Genomic DNA, 18,515 nt, shown 5'->3' with positions numbered 1-18,515 from the left:
CGGAGAATAAACCGTTTAGACGGTTTTTCTGTCTGAATAGATTTATTTTGTCCGGATGGAGCAGACGAGAGACAAAGGGTTATGCTACACTTAATATGCTTATGAAAGGACTCCGAGATCATGGAGTCCTTCTTTAAAAAATCGTAGTTAGATAGAACTAACTAAAACAGGAGGAAATTTATATGAATAATAAGCTTCAGGCAAAGGACCTGATTAATGTGGGCATTTTCACCGCCATTCTTTTGGTTATCTGCATGGGTGTAGCTATGATTGGCTATATTCCCATTTTTGTACCGTTGCTCTCCGTGATCGTTCCCTTTGTGGGCGGGATACCCTTCATGCTGTTTTTGACAAGGGTTAGAAAGTTTGGGATGGTGCTTATCATGGCTGCCATCATCGGTATTATCATGTGTCTGATGGGCATGGGTATGTGGGCGTTGATTACCGCGCCGGTCAGCGGTCTGCTGGCAGAACTGGTACTAAAATCCGGTGATTACACCAGTTCCAGAAAGGGTGTTTTAAGCTACGGTGTATTTTCCATGTGGCTTATCGGCAATTACATTCCCATTGTAGTCAACCGGGGAAGCTATTTTGATATGCTGGTTTCTGGATATGGCCAGGAGTATGCCAACACGCTCATGGCCTACATTCCCGACTGGAGTCTTCTGCCGCTTCTGGCCGCCTGCTTTATCTCCGGTATTTTAGGGGCTCTGCTGGGCAAGGCAGTGCTTAAAAAGCACTTTATGAAAGCAGGGATTGTCTGATGGCAAAGGCGTGTACCAACGCGGATGTGTCTGGCGGTCTGTCGTTTGATCCAAGGACAAAAATGCTTCTGGTTGTCACTGTTTCCACGGTTGTCATCGGTGGGGGGAATGGTGGTGTCATGAATTTTGTCAAGCCGGCCCTCACACTGGTTCCCTTTATGCTGCTGCTGGCCTCAAAAAAGCGGGGGGCGGCTTTTGTGTATTTAGCAACTTACACGGCGGCTTTCTGTGGCGAACTGTTTTTGGTGCCTGTCACCACAGGTTTTTTGAATTTTATCATCGTTGCAACCTGCGGCCTGTTTGCCCGGTTTATGCCCGGGATCATGATGGGGTATTTCCTGGTAAATACCACCACGGTCAGCGCCTTTATGGCAGCTATGGCCCGGATGCGCGTTACCCCGAAATTATCCATCCCAATGTCGGTTATGTTTCGCTTTTTCCCAACAGTCCGGGAAGAGTACGGAGCCATCGGAGACGCTATGCGGATGCGGGGTATCCGCTTTGGCGGCGGCAAGGCAGGCGCCATGCTTGAATACCGTCTGGTGCCTCTTATGATGTCTTGTGTGAAGATTGGAGAGGAGCTTTCGGCAGCCGCTCTGACAAGGGGACTAGGCGCACCTGTGCCGCGGACAAATATTTGCCGGATTGGTTTCCGGCTGGCCGATATTCTGGCCATTGTTCTGTGCGTTGGCAGTCTGGCGGCATTTGTTTTGAATAAATTTGCGCTTCTGTGAGGTGAGTATGATTATATTTGAAGACGTATGTTTTTCTTACGGGCGGGACAAAAAAGAGGTTGATTTGGACAGTCTCAATCTTACCATCGCCGATGGTGAAATCATTTTATTGTGTGGTGAATCGGGATGCGGCAAAACAACCGTGACCCGGCTGATCAACGGCTTAATCCCGCATTACTACGAGGGTGTCCTGTCAGGCAGTGTCGTGGTTAACGGCCTGGATGTAAGGAGTGCGCCTTTGTACGAAACAGCAAAAATGGTCGGGTCTGTGTTCCAGAATCCCCGGTCGCAGTTTTTTAATGTGGATACCACTAGCGAGCTGGTCTTTGGCTGTGAAAATCTGGGCTTGCCAGAGGATGAGATATACAGACGGCTGAAAAACACCACCGAAGCCTTTGGGCTTAATTCGCTTTGTGGCAGGAATATTTTTAAGCTTTCAGGCGGCGAAAAGCAGAAGATTGCCTGCGGGTCTGTGGCGGCGCTGTACCCGGAGGTCATGGTTTTGGATGAGCCCTCATCCAATTTGGATACTGCTGCCATAAAGGAGTTGAGAAGAGTCATCCGCCGGTGGAAAGCGCAGGGAAAGACCATTGTGGTGGCAGAGCACCGATTGTATTATCTGGAGGGCCTGGCGGACAGGGTGGTCTGTATGAAAAAAGGCCGGATTGACAAGACCTACACCGGTCGGGAATTTTACAGGCTGCCGAACAGCAGACCGGAGGAGATGGGTCTGAGGGCACTTTCCATGTCTGGTCTTTCAGAAATAAAGGTGGCCGGACTCAGCGACGAGAAGACCATGCGGCTTGAGCGGTTTCAGTTTGCCTATCCCCATTGTCCGCCGGCGCTGTCCATCGGACAGGCCGATGTGCCAGAGCGTGGCGTTATCGGTATCATCGGCCATAACGGCGCGGGTAAGTCCACCTTTGCGCGGAGTCTTTGCGGCCTGCAGAAAAAAGATAAAGGGATTGTACGCTATAAAGGTACAGCGCTTAAATCTAAAAAACGGCTGTCGGCCTGCTATATGGTTATGCAGGATGTCAACCACCAGCTTTTTACTGAGAGCGTGCTGGACGAGGTGCTGCTCTCTATGAAGCAGGAGGCACCGGAACGGGCAGCTTCCATCCTGGAATCCCTCGACCTGCTGGTCTATAAGGAAAAGCACCCTATGGCGTTGTCGGGCGGACAGAAGCAGCGTGTCGCGGTGGCTTCAGCCATCGCCTCACAGCGGGAGATTATTGTTTTTGATGAACCGACCAGCGGGCTGGATCTTCGGCATATGCGTGAGGTATCCAGCAATATACGCGGCCTTTCAGAGCAGGGCAAAACAGTCTTTGTTGTCACCCATGACCCTGAGTTTATCCTGTCCTGCTGTACGCATATCCTTCATATCGACCAAGGCAGGCTGGTGGGAAATTACCCCCTTAGCGCAGCAGGGAGGGACAGGATGCTCTCTTTCTTTTTAAAAACCAGTGAGGACGGGGAAGGAGGCAGACACTATGCATTTTGACCGGGAAGCAATGGGCCCAAACGTTTCGCTGATCTGTAAAGATGAAAGCTGTACGGTTTACCAGGTAAATGAGGACAGCGGCGAAGGGGTGATGACTGCCTACGATGTATTCCCGGGGGTTTATCTCCTTTATAATGATTTTCATATGGAAAAATGCTTTTCAGAGTTCAAGCCTGATGTAGACTTGTTCTGCATCGACCACTGCCGGGAGGGACGGATTGAGTGGGAGATCGTAAAAAATAAATTCATATACCTGGAAGCCGGAGATCTGCAGATGAATAACCGAAAGCATCACGTCTGTGATTTCAGCTTTCCCTTAAAGCACTATCATGGCATCACTGTTGGTTTTTATATGGAAAAAGCCATGAAGGTTCTGCCGCATGTCCTGGAGGGGGTTCCTGTTGACCTCGCAAAAATCCGAGAGAAATTCTGCGGGGATGAGCACCCCTTTGTCATGCGGGCAGGCGAAGGGGTGGAGCACATCTTTTCAGAGCTTTACACTGTCCCTGAGCATTTGAGGATGAGCTATTTTAAGATCAAGGTGTTTGAACTCCTTTTGTTTTTGGATGCGCTGGAGGTTGCCCAGAAGAGTGCCGAGCGCCCTTATTTTTACAAAACACAGGTCGAAAAAGTCAAAGCCATCGTCCGGCTTTTGACCGACAATTTGGAGCGGCATTACACGTTAAAAGAGCTCTCTGAACGCTTTGAGTTTCCGCTCACCTCTATGAAGCTTTGTTTCAAAGGTGTTTATGGAACCTCTATTTATGCCTATATGAAGGAATACCGGATGAACGCCGCTGCGCTTATGCTCCAGAAAACCAATGAAAATGTCGTTTCCATTGCCAACCGGGTAGGCTATGAAAACCCGAGTAAATTTGCAGCAGCTTTTCAATCCGTTATGGGCATGTGCCCGGCAGAGTATCGTAAATCCGTCGTCCGAATGGATCAGTATTGGCAGGAACGGAGCAGACAGGAAGCGCAATGATTGCGTATAATACGGATGGTTCTTAAAAAAGGACTGTCCGTTATTATTTTTAGGAGGCGAAAGCATGAAGAAAAAAGGAACCTTTCAGAGCATCTTCTCGTTTGCAGCTGAGTGCAGGACAAAGATGTTTTTGTCTGTGATATGCGCTGTGGTCAGTGTGCTGGGTGGGCTGGTGCCTTATCTCGGCGTCTATCAGATAATCCTGCTGTTTTTTAAGGGGACGCCCGAAGTACAGAGCATTCTGGCCTGGGCGGCGGTGTGTGTGACAGGGTACATTGTAAAGCTGGTGTTTTACGGCATTTCAACAACCTTTTCCCATATGTCGGCATATCAGATTTTAGAGAGTATCCGTCTGGCGCTGACCGATAAGCTGATGCGTGCGCCCCTCGGAACAGTTTTGTCCAAAACGGCTGGCGGTCTTAAAAGTATTTTTGTCGACAGGGTAAAAACCATTGAGCTTCCGCTGGGCCACCTGATTCCAGAGGGAATTTCAAATCTGCTGCTGCCGGTCTGTGTATTTATTTATATGATCAGCATTGACTGGCGCATTGCCTTGGCATCGCTGGCCTGTATTCCGCCCGGAGCACTGGTTTATGCCATTATGATGCGCAACTATAACAGCCAGTACGCCAGATTCATGGAATCCAGCCGCCATGTCAACAGTGTAATCGTGGAGTATGTCGAGGGGATACAGGTCATCAAGGCCTTTAACCAGTCCTCGAGCTCATATGAGAAATTCACCAGGGCAGTGGGAGATTTCAAGGACTTTACCCTTGACTGGTTCCGCTCGACCTGGGGGTTGATGAATCTGGGAAACGCCATTCTGCCCAGTACCCTGCTTGGTATCCTGCCGGTGGGAATGCTTCTGTATATTTACGGTGCGCTCACACCTGCGGAGCTGACCCTGTGCATGATTCTCTCCATGAGTATTGTGGGTCCGGTGAGCTGGTTCACCACAGCGGTTAATGATTTTAAATCCATCCAGTATGCCATTAACGATGTCAATCAGCTGATGGAGCTTCCAGAGCTCCCGGAGGAAAAGGAGAACGTCTGTCTGGAGCACTACACGGTCGTGCTGGAGGACGTGAGCTTTGCCTACAATGACAGGGACGGCGATGTGCTCAGAAATATCAGCCTGCATCTGCCGCAGGGCAGCTTTACTGCGCTGGTCGGTCCTTCAGGCGGCGGGAAATCAACAGTTGCCCGGCTGATTGCCCGGTTCTGGGATGTGAGGGATGGAAGTATTTCCATCGGAGGTGTTGATATAAGAAAAATCCCACTGTCTCAGCTTGCAGATACAGTGAGCTTTGTCACCCAGGATAATTTTCTGTTTAACTGTTCATTGCTTGAAAACATCCGGCTTGGTAAACCGTCAGCTACCGACGAGGAAGTTTTTGAGGCGGCTAGGGCGGCCCAGTGCGAGCACTTTATCAGCCATCTGGAAAAGGGCTGGGATACAACCGCGGGAGAAGCCGGCGGAAAGCTTTCCGGTGGCGAACGCCAGCGCATCGCCATTGCCCGGGCGATTCTGAAGAATGCCCCGGTGGTTATCCTTGACGAGGCCACAGCCTTTACAGATCCAGAAAACGAGGCACAGCTGCAGCGTTCCATCGCAGCGCTGACGGAGGGAAAAACCTTGCTGGTCATTGCGCACCGGCTGTCAACCATCCAGAATGCTGACAGAATTGTCGTTTTGGAAAAGGGGCAGATTACAGCCGAGGGCACACAGCAGGAGCTCCTGGAATGCTGTGCACTGTACCGGGATATGTGGCAGGCCCATGTCGGTGCCAGATGTTGGGCAGCGGGAAAAGAGATGAAAGGAGAATTGACCGATGCTTAAAACCATCAGACACATTATAAAATGGACTGGCGGACGTAAAAACCGATTATACTGGGGGTTCCTCTGGTCCTTTTTACAGAGTATTTTTACAGCAATGCCTGTTATCGGCGCTGCCTACGGGCTGGAGCTTATGCTGGAGGATCAGCGTGGAGAAATTGTTCTGACACCTGTCTGGGCCCTTTGGTTTCTTATCTTTATGGTTGGGATGATCCTTGGGCGCTTTCTGTTTTCATATCTCAAGGCGACCTTTCAGGAGAGCATCGCCTATGAAAAAACCGCCGAGGAGCGCATCCGGATCGGTGATATTCTGAAAAGAGTTTCCCTTGGCTTTTTTGACCGCAATAATACAGGGGAGCTTGCCGGGGCAGTAACCACGGACCTGTCTGTTTTGGAGATGTACGCCATGAAGATGACCGATGTGGTGGTCGGCGGCTATATCAGCGCACTGGCCATTATTCTCTGCCTGGCTTTTTATTCCTGGCAGATCGCCCTGATTGCAGTTGCCGGCGTTTTAGGTTCGGCCTTCTTTCTGAGAATACTGAGCCGCAGAAGCCGGATAAATGCAGCCGTACATCAGGAGGCCCAGAATGATCTCATCGCAGCAACGCTGGAATACATAAGGGGCCTGGCAGTCGTAAAGGCCTATGGACAGGAAGGCGTTTCTGTCGAGGGGATGAAGCGGGCCTGCAGGGAGCACCGGCGCATCAATGTGAAGATCGAGCTGGACTACATTCCCTGCAACTGTCTTCATCAGTTTTGTTTGAAGCTTGCGTCGGTGGCAGTGGCGGCAGCGGCAGCTGTTTTTACCGCGGAGGGCGCCATGGCTGTGCCGGTCTTTTTAATGTTTGCGGTTTTCTCCTTTATGATTTTTACGCATGTCGAGCAGATTAACAATGCGGCCCATACCATGGAGCTGATTGAATCGACGTTTGAAAAGCTGGACAAAATTGAAAAGGCAAAATTTATTGATGAAAACGGAAAGGATAAAAAGCCGGATAACTTTAATATCACCTTTAATAATGTGAGCTTTGGTTATGACAGCCGGCCGGTTCTGGAAAATGTCAGCTTTGATATTCCCGAAAAAACAACCACAGCTATTGTAGGCCCCTCTGGAAGCGGTAAAACCACAATGTGCAGCCTGCTGGCCCGCTTTTACGATGTAAACAGCGGTGCCATTACCATCGGGAACATGGATATCCGGGAGTTGACCTGCGACAGTCTGCTCTCAAATATCAGTATGGTATTCCAGAACGTTTATCTTTTTCACGACACCATTTTAAATAATATCCGTTTTGGCAACCCCGATGCGGATATGGAGGAAGTCATAAGAGCCGCAAAGGAGGCACAGTGCCATGCGTTTATCACAGCCCTGCCCGATGGCTACAACACACTGGTGGGCGAGGGCGGTTCCTCACTGTCCGGCGGCGAAAAGCAGAGAATATCCATTGCCCGGGCTATTCTGAAGGATGCGCCGATCATAATACTGGATGAAGCCACTGCCAGTGTTGACCCGGAAAACGAGCACTTTATACAGGAGGCAATTTCCTCTTTGACAAATGGAAAGACCATCATCGTCATTGCCCACCGACTGGCAACCATCGAGCATGCCGACCAGATACTGGTTGTAGATAACGGACGGATCGCCCAGCGCGGAACCCATGCACAGCTTATTCTGGAAAAGGGAATCTACAGGCAGTTTGTCGATATTCGAGAAGCGGCTGAGGGCTGGAGGATTGCCTGAATAAAAGCCGCAGTCTTAAAGCTGGCTTAAGGGCAGGCGGCACTTCACATAACCATCACATTGCCGGTTTATACTATAATCAAGTTAAGAAATTAACTTACTAATCTCTAACGGGCTGTATGAGATTAAAACAAAAACTTTTTCATTTCTTTTCCTTTTTATAAAGACCCTTTCATGGAGTAATGGACATGAAGGGGTTTTTATTTTGTATTCAGTTCAGATACTTTTGCCATTTTGAGGAGACAAAGCTGATGAGCGCTTTCAGAATAAGGTTGCTCACAAGAATGATCAAAGAGACAAAAGCAGCGCATTCAAAGAGCCGCTGTCCCTCAAAGACAGGGATCATCAATGCCAGAGGCATATTGTCAACCGTGCTCAGGAACGAAATGGCAGAGATGGTGATCATACCATTGATAAAATAATAAGTGAACATCTCAAGCAGCGTACCGAAGGTGGAGGGCAGCAGCACATCCCGGATCATGCGGTGCTTTGGAATGTTCAGTGTCATGGCGATATCCTCAAAGTTCGGATTCAGCTTGAGCAGAGCGTTGTGCGCCATGAGATAGGGCGATGAAAAGAAATGGATGGTGTTGACAAGGACGAGGATCATGAGCGTCCCGTAAAGGATACTGCCGCTGAAACGCGTAACATATCCAAGGCCGAGGACAATACCAGGCACCGCAACGGTTACCAGTGAGATAAGATGCAGGCATCTTGAGGTAAAGGTCTGTTTTCCTCTGGAGGTAAAATAAGCCACAGTAAAGGCGATGGCAGTCCCGACAAGCGCTGTCAGGAGAGACATGACAATGGCATTAAAAAAGTATTCGCCAGCGCCGAGCTGAAGCGTCTGCAAAATGCTGTCAAAGGAAAGCGACAGGTCAACCGGATATTTTTTCACAACAGATAAAACAACAAAAGCGATGATCGGCAGGTTAAACAAAACCGCAGTCAGGATACAGAAGCCGGCAGCGCAGCGGTCGCGCACCGGAGAAGCCTTGATTTTAAGCCTGACACTGTTGCTGCCGCTTTGGCTGTCCTGGCTGAAAAAGTCGATGATAAAAGCCAGAATGGCCGGCAGAAGCAGGATAATCCCAACAACAGCACCGTTAGAGAAATTGAGCAGGCCCAGGACCTCGCGGTACATATAGGTTGAAAGCACACGATACTTGCCGCCGACTGCCAGAGGGACGCCATAGTCGGTAAAAATCATGGTAAACACAGCAAAAAAGGCCGAGATTAACGGTTTTTTCAGATAAACAAGGGTGAGGTCTGTAAACTGGCGGAGCTTTGAAACACCCATGACCTGCGCCGCTTCGTACAAGGCGTCATCCTCGTATTTAAAAACATCCAAGAGCATTAAAAAAGCGATGGGGAACGTATAGAGCACAGAGCCAATGACAATGCCTGAGAAGCCGTAAAGGCTGAAGCTGGTATGCAGCAGGTTTGTAATGATCCCCTTTGCGCCGAAGAGGATGACCAGCCCCATACCGTGCGAAATGGAGGGGATGAGCATCGGCAGGGTCAGGGCTGGGATCAGAATGTTTTTAAAAGGCATGGCTGTTTTCGCCACGCACCAGGAAAGCGCCAGCGCCAGCAGGATTGCAATAAGCGTCGCGGTAGCAGTCACGAGGACAGACTGCAGAATAACCTCCCCGAAAACCGGTGTAAACAGCAGGTTTTGAATGCTTTCTGTGGTGATGGTGGCAAACATATTGAACAGGGGAAGAATCAGGGTAACAAAAAAGAACACGACGAATAAAAGCCTCAGCGATTTAGATTTTATCCATTTCATGGTAGCGCCTCCTTTATTTTCCTGTGAAACGACGGAACGCTGCCAGCTTTTCCATCAGGTGAAAGACAACAAATTCTTCAATATAGGCATTGGCGGGGTGATGATAAATGTTGAAAGGCGTATCCAGCTGCTCAATGGCGCCATTACTCATGACCATAATGCGGTTCGACATGGAGAAAGCCTCCTCCTGGTCATGGGTGATGTAGATCATCGTTACGCCAAACTCCCGCTGGATACGCTCCAGCTCAAAGCGCAGCGTCAGCCGGGTAGAGGCGTCGAGAGCGGACATCGGCTCGTCAAACAAAATAATATCCGGGTTCAGCGCAAGGGTGCGTGCGATGGCCACACGCTGCTGCTGGCCGCCGGAAAGCTTACTGGGCCTTTTGTCCAGATGATCGGACAGACCAATGCTGTCAATAGCCGCGCGGGCGCGTTCAAGGGCTTCCTTTTTGGGAAATTTGTTGATTTTAAGGGGATAGACTACATTTTCCAGAACCGTCATATTTGGAAAGAGGGCATAATTCTGAAAGACAATGCCCATGCCCCGTTTGTCTGCGCTTAAGTGTGAGATATCCACGCCATCCTTTGTAATCCTGCCCCCATCCTGATCTGTAATGCCGATCAAAATCCGGAGCAGCGTTGTTTTACCGCAGCCAGATGGCCCCAGGATGGATAGAAACTCACCAGAGTAGACCTCAAAGCTGATATCATCCAGAATCGTTTTGCCGTTATAAGACTTATGTATATTTTTAATGGTAAGTTTAACCGTTTGGTTCATGTCAGTACCTCCAGCGTTTTAGCAGATTTTCTTTGTGTTTTATGTCATTGATGTCCTTCATGTCACCGTAGACAATGTTTTGCGGGTAGTTAGGGATGGTAATGGTTTGGTTTTTAAAGACAGGCTCAGGAGAAAAAAGCGCCTTATCTCTGTAAATAAAATGGTTGTACAGATAGCTGAATACTGCCGCTACATCCTCGGCATTATCCCTGTCCTTCAGCATGGCAAAGGATGAGGTGTTGTAGGGGGAGCCCTCACCAAAATAGATGATTTTAAAAGGCATACCGTTGTTGATTTCCTGGACAACGGTAAAAGTAAGGCCCAGACCAATGGCCGCTTCTCCCTGGATCAGGAGGTTGACTGGCCCGGAGCCGGAAGCTGTGAAGAAAATAATGTTTTCGACCAGCTGATCAAGATAGTCAAAAGCCTCGTCCTCGCCCATAAAGTTTACCATGTTTTCAAGAAAAAGGTAGCCGGTGCCTGTGGATTTGGGGTCGGGCATGACGATCAGGTTTTTATACTCGGGTTTGAGCAGATCCTCGTAGCAGGTGGGCTCAGGCAGGCCTTTCTCAGCCAAAAGCGCCTCATTGATGACAATACAGCCGCCGTAACGCTCCCAGATGGCGTATTCCCGGCCTGGTATTTTAAACTCATCCAGATACAGGCTGTCATCATAGCCGTTAAGTGGCTCCAGATAATCCTTGAGGCTTTCAGAATAAGCTGTGTCCAGCCCAATGATGATATCACCCTCCGATTTTGTGCCCTCGGCCTTGAGTTTAGAGGCGATCTTGCCAGTGGACAGGCTCTGGACATTGACGGAAATATGAGGGAGGTCCTTTTGCAGCTGTTCAATCATGTCCTGGTTTCTGAAGGACTCGAGACAGGAATAGATGACGACACGCTGGCTGTCCCGCTTGGCACAGCCGCAGAGATTAAACAGAAGAACAGCAACGCTGAGAAAAATAATAATGGAAGATGATTTTTGTTTCATATGAAGAACCTCCTTTTTACTATTTATATATGCAATATTAATGCCATAAGTCGAAAAAATCAACAAAAACGCTGTATTATTTTTAAATTTACGAAAAATAGGAAAATAAGGCTTTTTGTACTGTTTAAAAGGCTGGAATCTTTTGAAAAATAAAATTTACTCAAAAAAATATGTTTCAAATTTGAAAATAACCGTTCAAATATGACTCGAAATCGGTTATAATAAGCATAGAAAATGATTACAACTTTAAATAGAGTTGTAATAATTGTTAAATTACAAAAAAAGTGTGAGTAGGAGAATTATGGAAGAAACAGGTTACAGCGAGGAGTATCAGGCATATTTGGACAGCCTGCCTAAGGAAACGCTGCTTAAAATTTTAGAAAATGCGTATACTGAGGTTTTTGTGACGGATGCTGATGACCGGTATGTCTACACCAATCCGGCGTGTATGCGCCACTATGGCTTGACGCCGGAGCAGATGAAGAACATGAATCTCCAAAGTGAGCTGAGGCCTGAGCGGTGGAAAATATCCCTGTCGGGCCGGGTGAAAAAGTCGAAGAAGGTCATTATCGCGGAGAACAAGTATTACGCCATGGAGCAAAACGTGGTCACCATCTCTGTCCCGATTCTCGATGAAGAAGGAAATGTGGAGATGATCGTTTCAACGACTCAGGACCCCATCAACAGCTATGATTTCAGCATTAAAAATGAGGTTAAAACCATCGTATCGGAGGAAGAAGACTCTGGGGAGATCATTGGCTCAAGCAAAGCGATTAAGCGATGCCTGTCTATTTTACAGAAGGTGTCCAAAACTGATATCAACGTTCTTATTTTGGGCGAATCGGGGACGGGTAAAAGTTTTTTGTCAAAATATGTTCATACCAACAGCCTGCGTAAGGACAAGCCCTTTATCTCTATTAACTGCTCGGCGATTCCAGAGACATTGCTGGAATCTGAGCTGTTCGGTTATGTCCCCCATGCCTTTACCGGCGCCAGCAATAAGGGGAAGGAAGGTCTGATCAAGATTGCCAACGGCGGAACCCTTTTTTTGGATGAGATTGGAGAGCTCTCCCTGCCCATGCAGGTTAAGATACTGGATGTCATTGAAAATAAACGCTTTATTCCAGTGGGGAGCACTACCCCGGAGCACGCGGATATCCGAATCATCACCGCTACCAATAAAGACCTGTATCAGCTAGTGCAGGACAATAAATTCAGGGAGGACCTTTATTGGCGTTTGAACAGCATTAAGACCACACTGCCGCCTCTGCGGGAGCGGCCAGAGGATATCATCTCCTTGGCAAACTATTTTTTGAACGTGTTTAATGAAAAGTATAAAACCAATAAGTATTTTTCCAAAAAAGTGCCGCCCCTTCTGTGCGGGTACCACTGGCCAGGCAATATCCGTCAGCTTCGCAATCTGGTGGAAAGACTTGTGATCCTGTCCGATGGTAAGGTCATTGAGGATTATGATTTTCAGCGTTTCACCTCAGAGGAAGAGTCCGGATCAAAGAGGGTTGTAAACTCTGACTACGAATCAGTGATGGAGGAGGCAGAGCGTAAGCTGGTGGAGAACAGCTATCTTTTTTACAAGAGCAGCCGGAAAATGGCAGAGGCCTTAAACATCAGCCAGTCCAAGGCTTACCGCCTTATACGCAAATATGTGTATGACGAGAAGGAAGACTAGAAATAGGAAAAGGAGATGCGCTGCTGAGCGCATCTCCTTTTTGTTTAAAGGTCGTATTTATAAGGATCAGGGAGGTATTCGTTTAGTATTTCTTTTTGTTTTTTGGTCGTTTCAGGAAGCTCGTATTCGTCTACGCGGCGTTGTACTTCCTTTTTAGCGCGGTCTAGGGCTGTTCCGAATTTTTCACGATCCGCCAGCTTGTCACCCTGTTTATTAAAGTACTTCGGCAGGTAGTGTTCTTCACGGTAGTCCTTTGGTGTTCTGCCTTTGAGGTAGTTGCCGCGCGGGCCGACTTTAAGCATAAGGTCAACGCCGTCCTTTTTGTCGGAAATGGCGATGCCTTCGTAGAGGCGTTTCAGCATGGAGACAACCTCTTCATCCAGCACCAGCTTTTCAAAACTACCGAGGTTAAAGGAGCCGAGGGTACCGACAGAGTGAGAAACAAAGTCTGCATTGCCCAGGTAGGTTGGCAGAAGGGTCATCATGGTTTCTGCGCCTGCCTGATAATCAACAGTGAGGGAGTCGGAAAGACCGCCGCCAGAGCCTACCGGCACACCGTAGTAGCGGGCCATGGCGATACCGGCAAAGCCGAGAAGGGTATTTTCAGGGCTGCCGATTGCCAGCTTGACCTCACGCATATCAGTCGGGGCGCTTAAAGTACGGTAAATGGTCGGGGTTCCGGGTTTTACAAGCTGCGTGAAGACCATGGCGGCCAGCAGCGTTGCGTTATCCTGCACAACGGTTCCCATAATGCTTGGGGGGGAGGTAAGATTGGTCATGGAGCAGACTGTGAACTGGACAATCTGGTCTTCATCCAGCATCGCCAGCATATTTTCCAGAACCTCACTGCCGACAGAAAGAGGAGAAATACAGCAGTGGTCAGTCAGAATAATATTTTTGTCCCACACATCATAGAATTTTTTAATGAGCTGGATAGAATCGCGGGTGCCCTGGCGGATGCTCTTACCCCGGGTATGGTTACTGTTGACAATGGTTCCGTAAACAGGTTTGGTATTGTATTTTAGCAGCAATGCCTGCTGCGGATTAAAGAGATTTTCAGAGTTGCGGTCAAGATCCGCGGTATCCGAGGATACGATACGGGTAACATCGATAACATCACTGGACTCGATGAGCTTGTAAAATTTGATGACATCCTCAAGGGTAGAATCGCGGATCGAGTCGTCCTCATGTACCAGCTGGGGAGGCCCGCCGGCGGTGGTGATGACCGGGGCGCCATCCACAGAAATGGTGGAGAAACCAGCGCGGCCATGGAGTTCAAAGCTCTTTGGCACGGTTTGCAGTGCATTATTAATTATATCCTCATCGAGATAGACGATTGAGTTCTCGACACGTGCACCGTGTTTTTTAAAGACATCCAGCACTTCTTCGTGCTTGAATTCTACACCGACTTCCTTTAAGACGCGAAGGGTACTCTCGTGGATTTTTTCGACATCATCCAAACTCAGAAACAAGTCATAAGCGTTTTTGCGTAACATTTTTCTACCTCACTTTTATTGTAATTTTAATTGAAAACTAAAGGGCCTGCTGTGTGTTCTTTTTCTGGATCATCCGTCTTAAGATAATGCTGATCAAAAGGCCGACGGTCACAATACCGAGAACGAGCATAAAGATATAGCTGTAGCCTGCTTCACCGTATTTATCCAGCATATTGCCGCCGATCAGATAGAAGAAAGCATCGGGTGAAAAGGCAACGGCCGAGACAATACCGACGATGGTGCCGTAATATTTGTTCGGGATTCTGGCTTCTGTGATGGGGGTATACCAGCAGGGGACAGACAGGTTATAGATCGCTGCAACCATGAGCAGCAGAATAACCGCAATGATGGCAAAGGAAGGGCTGCCTGGCAGCAGCAGCGTAATGCCGATAACGATGATGCCGAGGATGAAGTCCACTGTCATGACCTTGGTGGCAGATTTCATCTTATCAATGAAAATACCTGAGATGGGATTCATGATAATACGCACGCCATAAGATCTGAAAATGGCGATAAAGTTCATCATGACCACCGGAATGGCAAAGGCATCGGTCAGATAGGGTGTGAAATAAGAGGCGCTGCATTTAAAGGTGTAGGAGCAGCAGCCCATTAAGGCGATCAGCCAGACCTCGGGCATTTTCACGACATCGCCCAGATATTTCAGCTGGAATTTTTCATCCTGATCCTCCTCGGTCAGGTAAGTATCCCGCTTTTCGTTGTAGAAGAACAAAAGGACAATCCCAGGCAGGATATTAAAGAAGGCGTACAGGTAAAGCATGTAACGGAAGGCTTCGACATCGCCGGCCCCAGAGAGGCCTGCGTAAATACCTGAGGCAATGAAGCCAAGAGTCATTCCTAAAAGGCCATTAAAGGCAAACATAAAACCATACATTTTCCCCTGCTCGTGTTCCTCACCGATGGTATGGGTGAATTTTACAAAAGCGCCGTAGAAAGTGCAGACAACAGTGATGGCAAAACCCATCTGAATAGCCAGCATGATAGGATAGCTGGGAAGCGTGGCCATCAGCAGGATCAGGGCGCCGGTTCCAAAGCTTGAGATAAGCAGCAATGGTTTGAGTGGAAAACGGTCGGATAGAATACCGGCGATGATGTACATAAAGACTGCAATAATACCAAAAACCGTGATCAGCATTCCAAGCTGGCCATCTGTATAGCCGAGGGCCCCCTGCATGGCTTTGTAATAGTAAGTTGAAAACCAGGGCATGACGTTTTGGGAAGAGTAGAGCATTCCCATAAAGAACATGAGAATATAACGTTTTTTCTTAAGGTCCATTGTTTCTTTTCCTTTCTAAAAATGTTTCAGATCTCTGATGCCAATATGTTAACGCAAGATGTGTGCCATAAAACAAAATAAATATAAAATTACGAAAATATAGTGTGTTAAAAGGGTTTTGAAAGGGATTTAGAAAATAAAAAAGAAGAAATTACAAAAAATAATCAAAAGTGAGTCTAAAATGAATCGGGCTTTCACAAAAACAACTCAAAGACTCTGAACAAAAAATAAAAAACCGGAGAACCTGTCTCCGGTAAAATTATAAACATATCAATTAGAGATCCTTTAAATGCGCGCCACTTCGTTTATATTTAACCGCCAGCATTTCAGCGACAATGGAAATGGCGATCTCCTCAGGGGTTTCACCGCCAATATCCATGCCAATGGGCGCATAAACTGCTTCCAGCTGCTCATGGGTAAAACCCTCTGAACGCAGCTTTTCATAAACCGCTGCGATTTTTTTTCGGCTGCCGATCATTCCAAGATAGGCGGCCTTTTTGGTCAGAGCTGCCGCCAACGCTTCTTTGTCAAAACGATGGCCATAAGTAGTAATGACGATAAAGGCTCCAGCGGGAATCGTCAGTGCCATAATCCCTTTGTAGAAGTCCTCAACAGGCACATAGGTATCTGCCAGCAGGATGGCGTCTCCGATCTGGTCCTCTGCACGGGTATCGACCAAAGTGATATCAAAGCCAGCCAGATGGGCGGCTTTCATAAGGGCAGTTCCAACGTGGCCAGCGCCGCAGAGCAGCAGACGCGGTCTTGGGTTTTCAACCTCAATAAATACAGAGAAGTCTCCGCCACAGACCATACCGTTTTCGCTGTTCAGGACATAATCCTTAACGGCGTTTTCGCCATAGCGGATACATGCCTGAGCGTCCTGTATGGCCAAAAGCTCCGAGCTGCCGCCGCCAATGGTGCCAATGCTGTTGCCATCCGCGGTTACCAGCATTTTGCCGCTTTTTCTGGGGACAGCGCCGTTGGCCCGGATGATGGTGATGACTGCGTAGGGACGCCCGGCTTCCTCCAGCTTAAGCTGTTCTTCCAGTAATTTTTTTGGATTCATGGTAAACCTCCATTTTATAGTTTTGGTGCAAAGCAGACCCGGCGGCCAACAGAAGGAATTTCCTCAAGCCGGAGGTCGATGCCGTAAAGATGATTAAGAAAGGGCTCCGTCAATACCTCCTTACATTTGCCAAAGGTAAAGGTGCCGTCCCGTTCCAGGACAGCCAGCTGATCACCCAGAAGCAGCGCATGGTCGGGATTGTGTGTGGTCAGCGCAATGCCATAGCCCTGAGAAGCCATGGTGCGGATTGTCTTAAGAACCTGAATCTGGTTGCCATAGTCCAGATGGGCGGTGGGCTCATCCATCAGGATAAAAGCCGGCCTTTGAGCCAGAGCTCGCGCAATGCTGACCTGCTGCCGTTCGCCGCCGCTGATTTCGTTGTAGGGCTTATCTCTGAGTGCCGCGATCCCCATGGACTCCAGCGCAGCCATGGCAGCGTCAAAATGAATCTGCTTTGGCCGTTCAAAGGTGCCAATGTGCGGGGCGCAGCCTGTCACCACATAATCTAAAACAGAATAGGAAAAGGCAGGGACAATGATCTGTGGCACATAGCCGATTATTCTGGCAACCTCCCGGTGGGAGAGCGTCTCCATGTTCTTTCCGTCAATCAGGATATTACCCTCCCTGGGCTTAAAAAGGCCTGCAATACAGTTGAGCAGCGTTGTTTTCCCCGCTCCGTTTGGTCCCAGAATGGATATTACCCGCCCAGCGTTAAGGGTAAAGTCAATACTTTTTAGCAGAGGAGCGGCTTCATCATAGGAGAAGGACAACTTTTCAATTTGTATCTTCATCAGCTTACCTTTGCTTTCTGCCGGTATAAAAGCCAGGCAAAGAAGGGCGCGCCGATGAGTCCTGTCAAAACCGAAAGCGGAATTTCCAGAGAGGTGGCGGTCCGGGCGATGGTATCAATGAGAAGAAGAAAAATACCACCCATCAGCATGGTTACCGGGAGAGATTTAATATGGTCGGAGCCGGCCAGCATCCTTGCGAGATGGGGCATGATCAGCCCAATCCAGGCAATGGTTCCGCTGATACAGACCGCACTGGCTGTCAGCAGGCTGGCGATCAGGATGATGATCCATCGGATTTTTTTAACGTTAACCCCAAGGCTCTGGGCTTCAATATCGCCAAAGGAAAGGATGTTGATCCGAAAGGAGAGGCTCAGCAGGATAAACGCGCCAACAGCGAACACAGGCAGCACAGAAAGAATTTCATGAACCTTTATGGAGGCCAGACTGCCCATTTGCCAGAAAACAATGGCGGCGAGATCCGTATCATTTTCAGAAGTGAATTTCATAAGTCCAAGAATTGAGTCCATAAAGCCGCTGGTGATGATACCGGCAAGCACCAGAACAAGGTTGCTCTGGTTGCGCAGGAGCTTTGGAAAGGTCATGGTCATAAGCATGGCGATGATGCCGAAGGCAAAAGCAGACAGCTGACGCGCAAGCATACCGCCGCCCAGCAGGATTGAAAAAGCCGCGCCTACACAGGCGCCCTTGGAGACACCGAGCAAGTCCGGCGATACCAGTGGGTTTTTAAAAATGCCCTGATAGACCGCGCCGCAGAGTGAAAGCACCGCACCAATGCTGACTGCGGCAATGACACGGGGCAGCCGAATGACAAAAAAGACGTTTTCCATGGCCAGATTCCCCGGCTCGCCTGTCATTTTAGTCTGGATGGCATAAAGCATATCCTGAGGGTTAACTGTATAACGCCCAACGCAGCAGGCGATAACCATGAGCGAGAGCAATATGGTGCTCAGTACAATAATGAGATGTCGATGTTTTGTGTTCTTCATAGCAGATAAAATGAAAGGGCCGGCAGGCAATTGCACAGCCCG

15 protein-coding genes are annotated in these 18,515 nt (G+C 48.5%); 7 read left to right on the top strand and 8 right to left on the bottom strand.

All coding sequences use genetic code 11. The features are described 5' to 3' along the window. Positions 1-182: 182 nt before the first annotated feature. From BUC22_RS16380 to BUC22_RS16355, 6 genes are all read left to right on the top strand, one after another. On the top strand, positions 183-764 hold the full coding sequence (locus tag BUC22_RS16380; protein ID WP_013381123.1) for an MptD family putative ECF transporter S component: 582 nt from the start codon (positions 183-185) through the stop codon (positions 762-764). Next, a complete protein-coding gene (locus tag BUC22_RS16375; protein ID WP_013381122.1) occupies positions 764-1,498 on the top strand; it encodes an energy-coupling factor transporter transmembrane component T in 735 nt (244 codons plus the stop codon). Before BUC22_RS16380 ends, BUC22_RS16375 begins: the two co-directional genes overlap by 1 nt. Before the next feature lie 7 nt (positions 1,499-1,505). After that, positions 1,506-3,005: an ABC transporter ATP-binding protein gene (locus BUC22_RS16370; protein WP_013381121.1), complete on the top strand. Its 1,500-nt coding sequence runs from the start codon at positions 1,506-1,508 to the stop codon at positions 3,003-3,005. Further along, positions 2,995-3,990, top strand: coding sequence for a helix-turn-helix domain-containing protein (locus tag BUC22_RS16365; RefSeq protein ID WP_013381120.1), 996 nt, complete (start codon positions 2,995-2,997; stop codon positions 3,988-3,990). Before BUC22_RS16370 ends, BUC22_RS16365 begins: the two co-directional genes overlap by 11 nt. A gap of 64 nt (positions 3,991-4,054) precedes the next feature. Further along, positions 4,055-5,830 carry an ABC transporter ATP-binding protein gene (locus tag BUC22_RS16360; RefSeq protein WP_073383256.1) on the top strand — a complete coding sequence of 592 codons (1,776 nt, stop codon included), beginning with the start codon at positions 4,055-4,057 and terminating at the stop codon, positions 5,828-5,830. Next, positions 5,823-7,571, top strand: a complete 1,749-nt coding sequence (locus BUC22_RS16355; protein ID WP_013381118.1) for an ABC transporter ATP-binding protein — start codon at positions 5,823-5,825, stop codon at positions 7,569-7,571. Before BUC22_RS16360 ends, BUC22_RS16355 begins: the two co-directional genes overlap by 8 nt. Before the next feature lie 211 nt (positions 7,572-7,782). Here BUC22_RS16355 and BUC22_RS16350 read toward each other — a convergent pair whose 3' ends face one another. From BUC22_RS16350 to BUC22_RS16340, 3 genes are read right to left on the bottom strand one after another with little or no spacing between them, the layout of a single operon-like run. Continuing rightward, the gene (locus BUC22_RS16350; RefSeq protein ID WP_013381117.1) at positions 7,783-9,363 is read right to left on the bottom strand and encodes an ABC transporter permease subunit; all 1,581 of its coding nucleotides are present in this window, start codon (positions 9,361-9,363) and stop codon (positions 7,783-7,785) included. A gap of 13 nt (positions 9,364-9,376) precedes the next feature. After that, positions 9,377-10,141, bottom strand: a complete 765-nt coding sequence (locus BUC22_RS16345) for an ABC transporter ATP-binding protein (protein WP_013381116.1) — start codon at positions 10,139-10,141, stop codon at positions 9,377-9,379. A 1-nt stretch (position 10,142) separates the two neighbouring features. Next, the gene (locus BUC22_RS16340; protein ID WP_013381115.1) at positions 10,143-11,132 is read right to left on the bottom strand and encodes an extracellular solute-binding protein; all 990 of its coding nucleotides are present in this window, start codon (positions 11,130-11,132) and stop codon (positions 10,143-10,145) included. A gap of 301 nt (positions 11,133-11,433) precedes the next feature. Here BUC22_RS16340 and BUC22_RS16335 point away from each other — a divergent pair, with 301 nt between their 5' ends. After that, positions 11,434-12,819 carry a sigma-54 interaction domain-containing protein gene (locus BUC22_RS16335; protein ID WP_013381114.1) on the top strand — a complete coding sequence of 462 codons (1,386 nt, stop codon included), beginning with the start codon at positions 11,434-11,436 and terminating at the stop codon, positions 12,817-12,819. Between the two features lie 44 nt (positions 12,820-12,863). Here the strand turns inward: BUC22_RS16335 and BUC22_RS16330 are convergent, their stop codons facing one another. From BUC22_RS16330 to BUC22_RS16310, 5 genes are all read right to left on the bottom strand, one after another. Beyond that, entirely contained in the window at positions 12,864-14,315 is a 1,452-nt protein-coding gene (locus tag BUC22_RS16330; protein WP_013381113.1) for a trimethylamine methyltransferase family protein, read from the bottom strand. 37 nt (positions 14,316-14,352) lie between these two features. Then, positions 14,353-15,609, bottom strand: a complete 1,257-nt coding sequence (locus BUC22_RS16325; protein ID WP_013381112.1) for an MFS transporter — start codon at positions 15,607-15,609, stop codon at positions 14,353-14,355. Between the two features lie 274 nt (positions 15,610-15,883). Then, entirely contained in the window at positions 15,884-16,675 is a 792-nt protein-coding gene (locus BUC22_RS16320; RefSeq protein ID WP_013381111.1) for an XdhC family protein, read from the bottom strand. A 14-nt stretch (positions 16,676-16,689) separates the two neighbouring features. Continuing rightward, the gene (locus BUC22_RS16315) at positions 16,690-17,466 is read right to left on the bottom strand and encodes an ABC transporter ATP-binding protein (protein ID WP_013381110.1); all 777 of its coding nucleotides are present in this window, start codon (positions 17,464-17,466) and stop codon (positions 16,690-16,692) included. Next, positions 17,466-18,473 carry a FecCD family ABC transporter permease gene (locus tag BUC22_RS16310; protein WP_041690285.1) on the bottom strand — a complete coding sequence of 336 codons (1,008 nt, stop codon included), beginning with the start codon at positions 18,471-18,473 and terminating at the stop codon, positions 17,466-17,468. The genes BUC22_RS16315 and BUC22_RS16310 overlap by 1 nt, the downstream gene beginning before the upstream one ends. Positions 18,474-18,515: the final 42 nt, after the last annotated feature.

This window comes from Eubacterium callanderi (assembly GCF_900142645.1).
GTDB classification, from domain to species: domain Bacteria; phylum Bacillota; class Clostridia; order Eubacteriales; family Eubacteriaceae; genus Eubacterium; species Eubacterium callanderi.
This window is presented reverse-complemented; position numbering and strand designations above follow the sequence as displayed.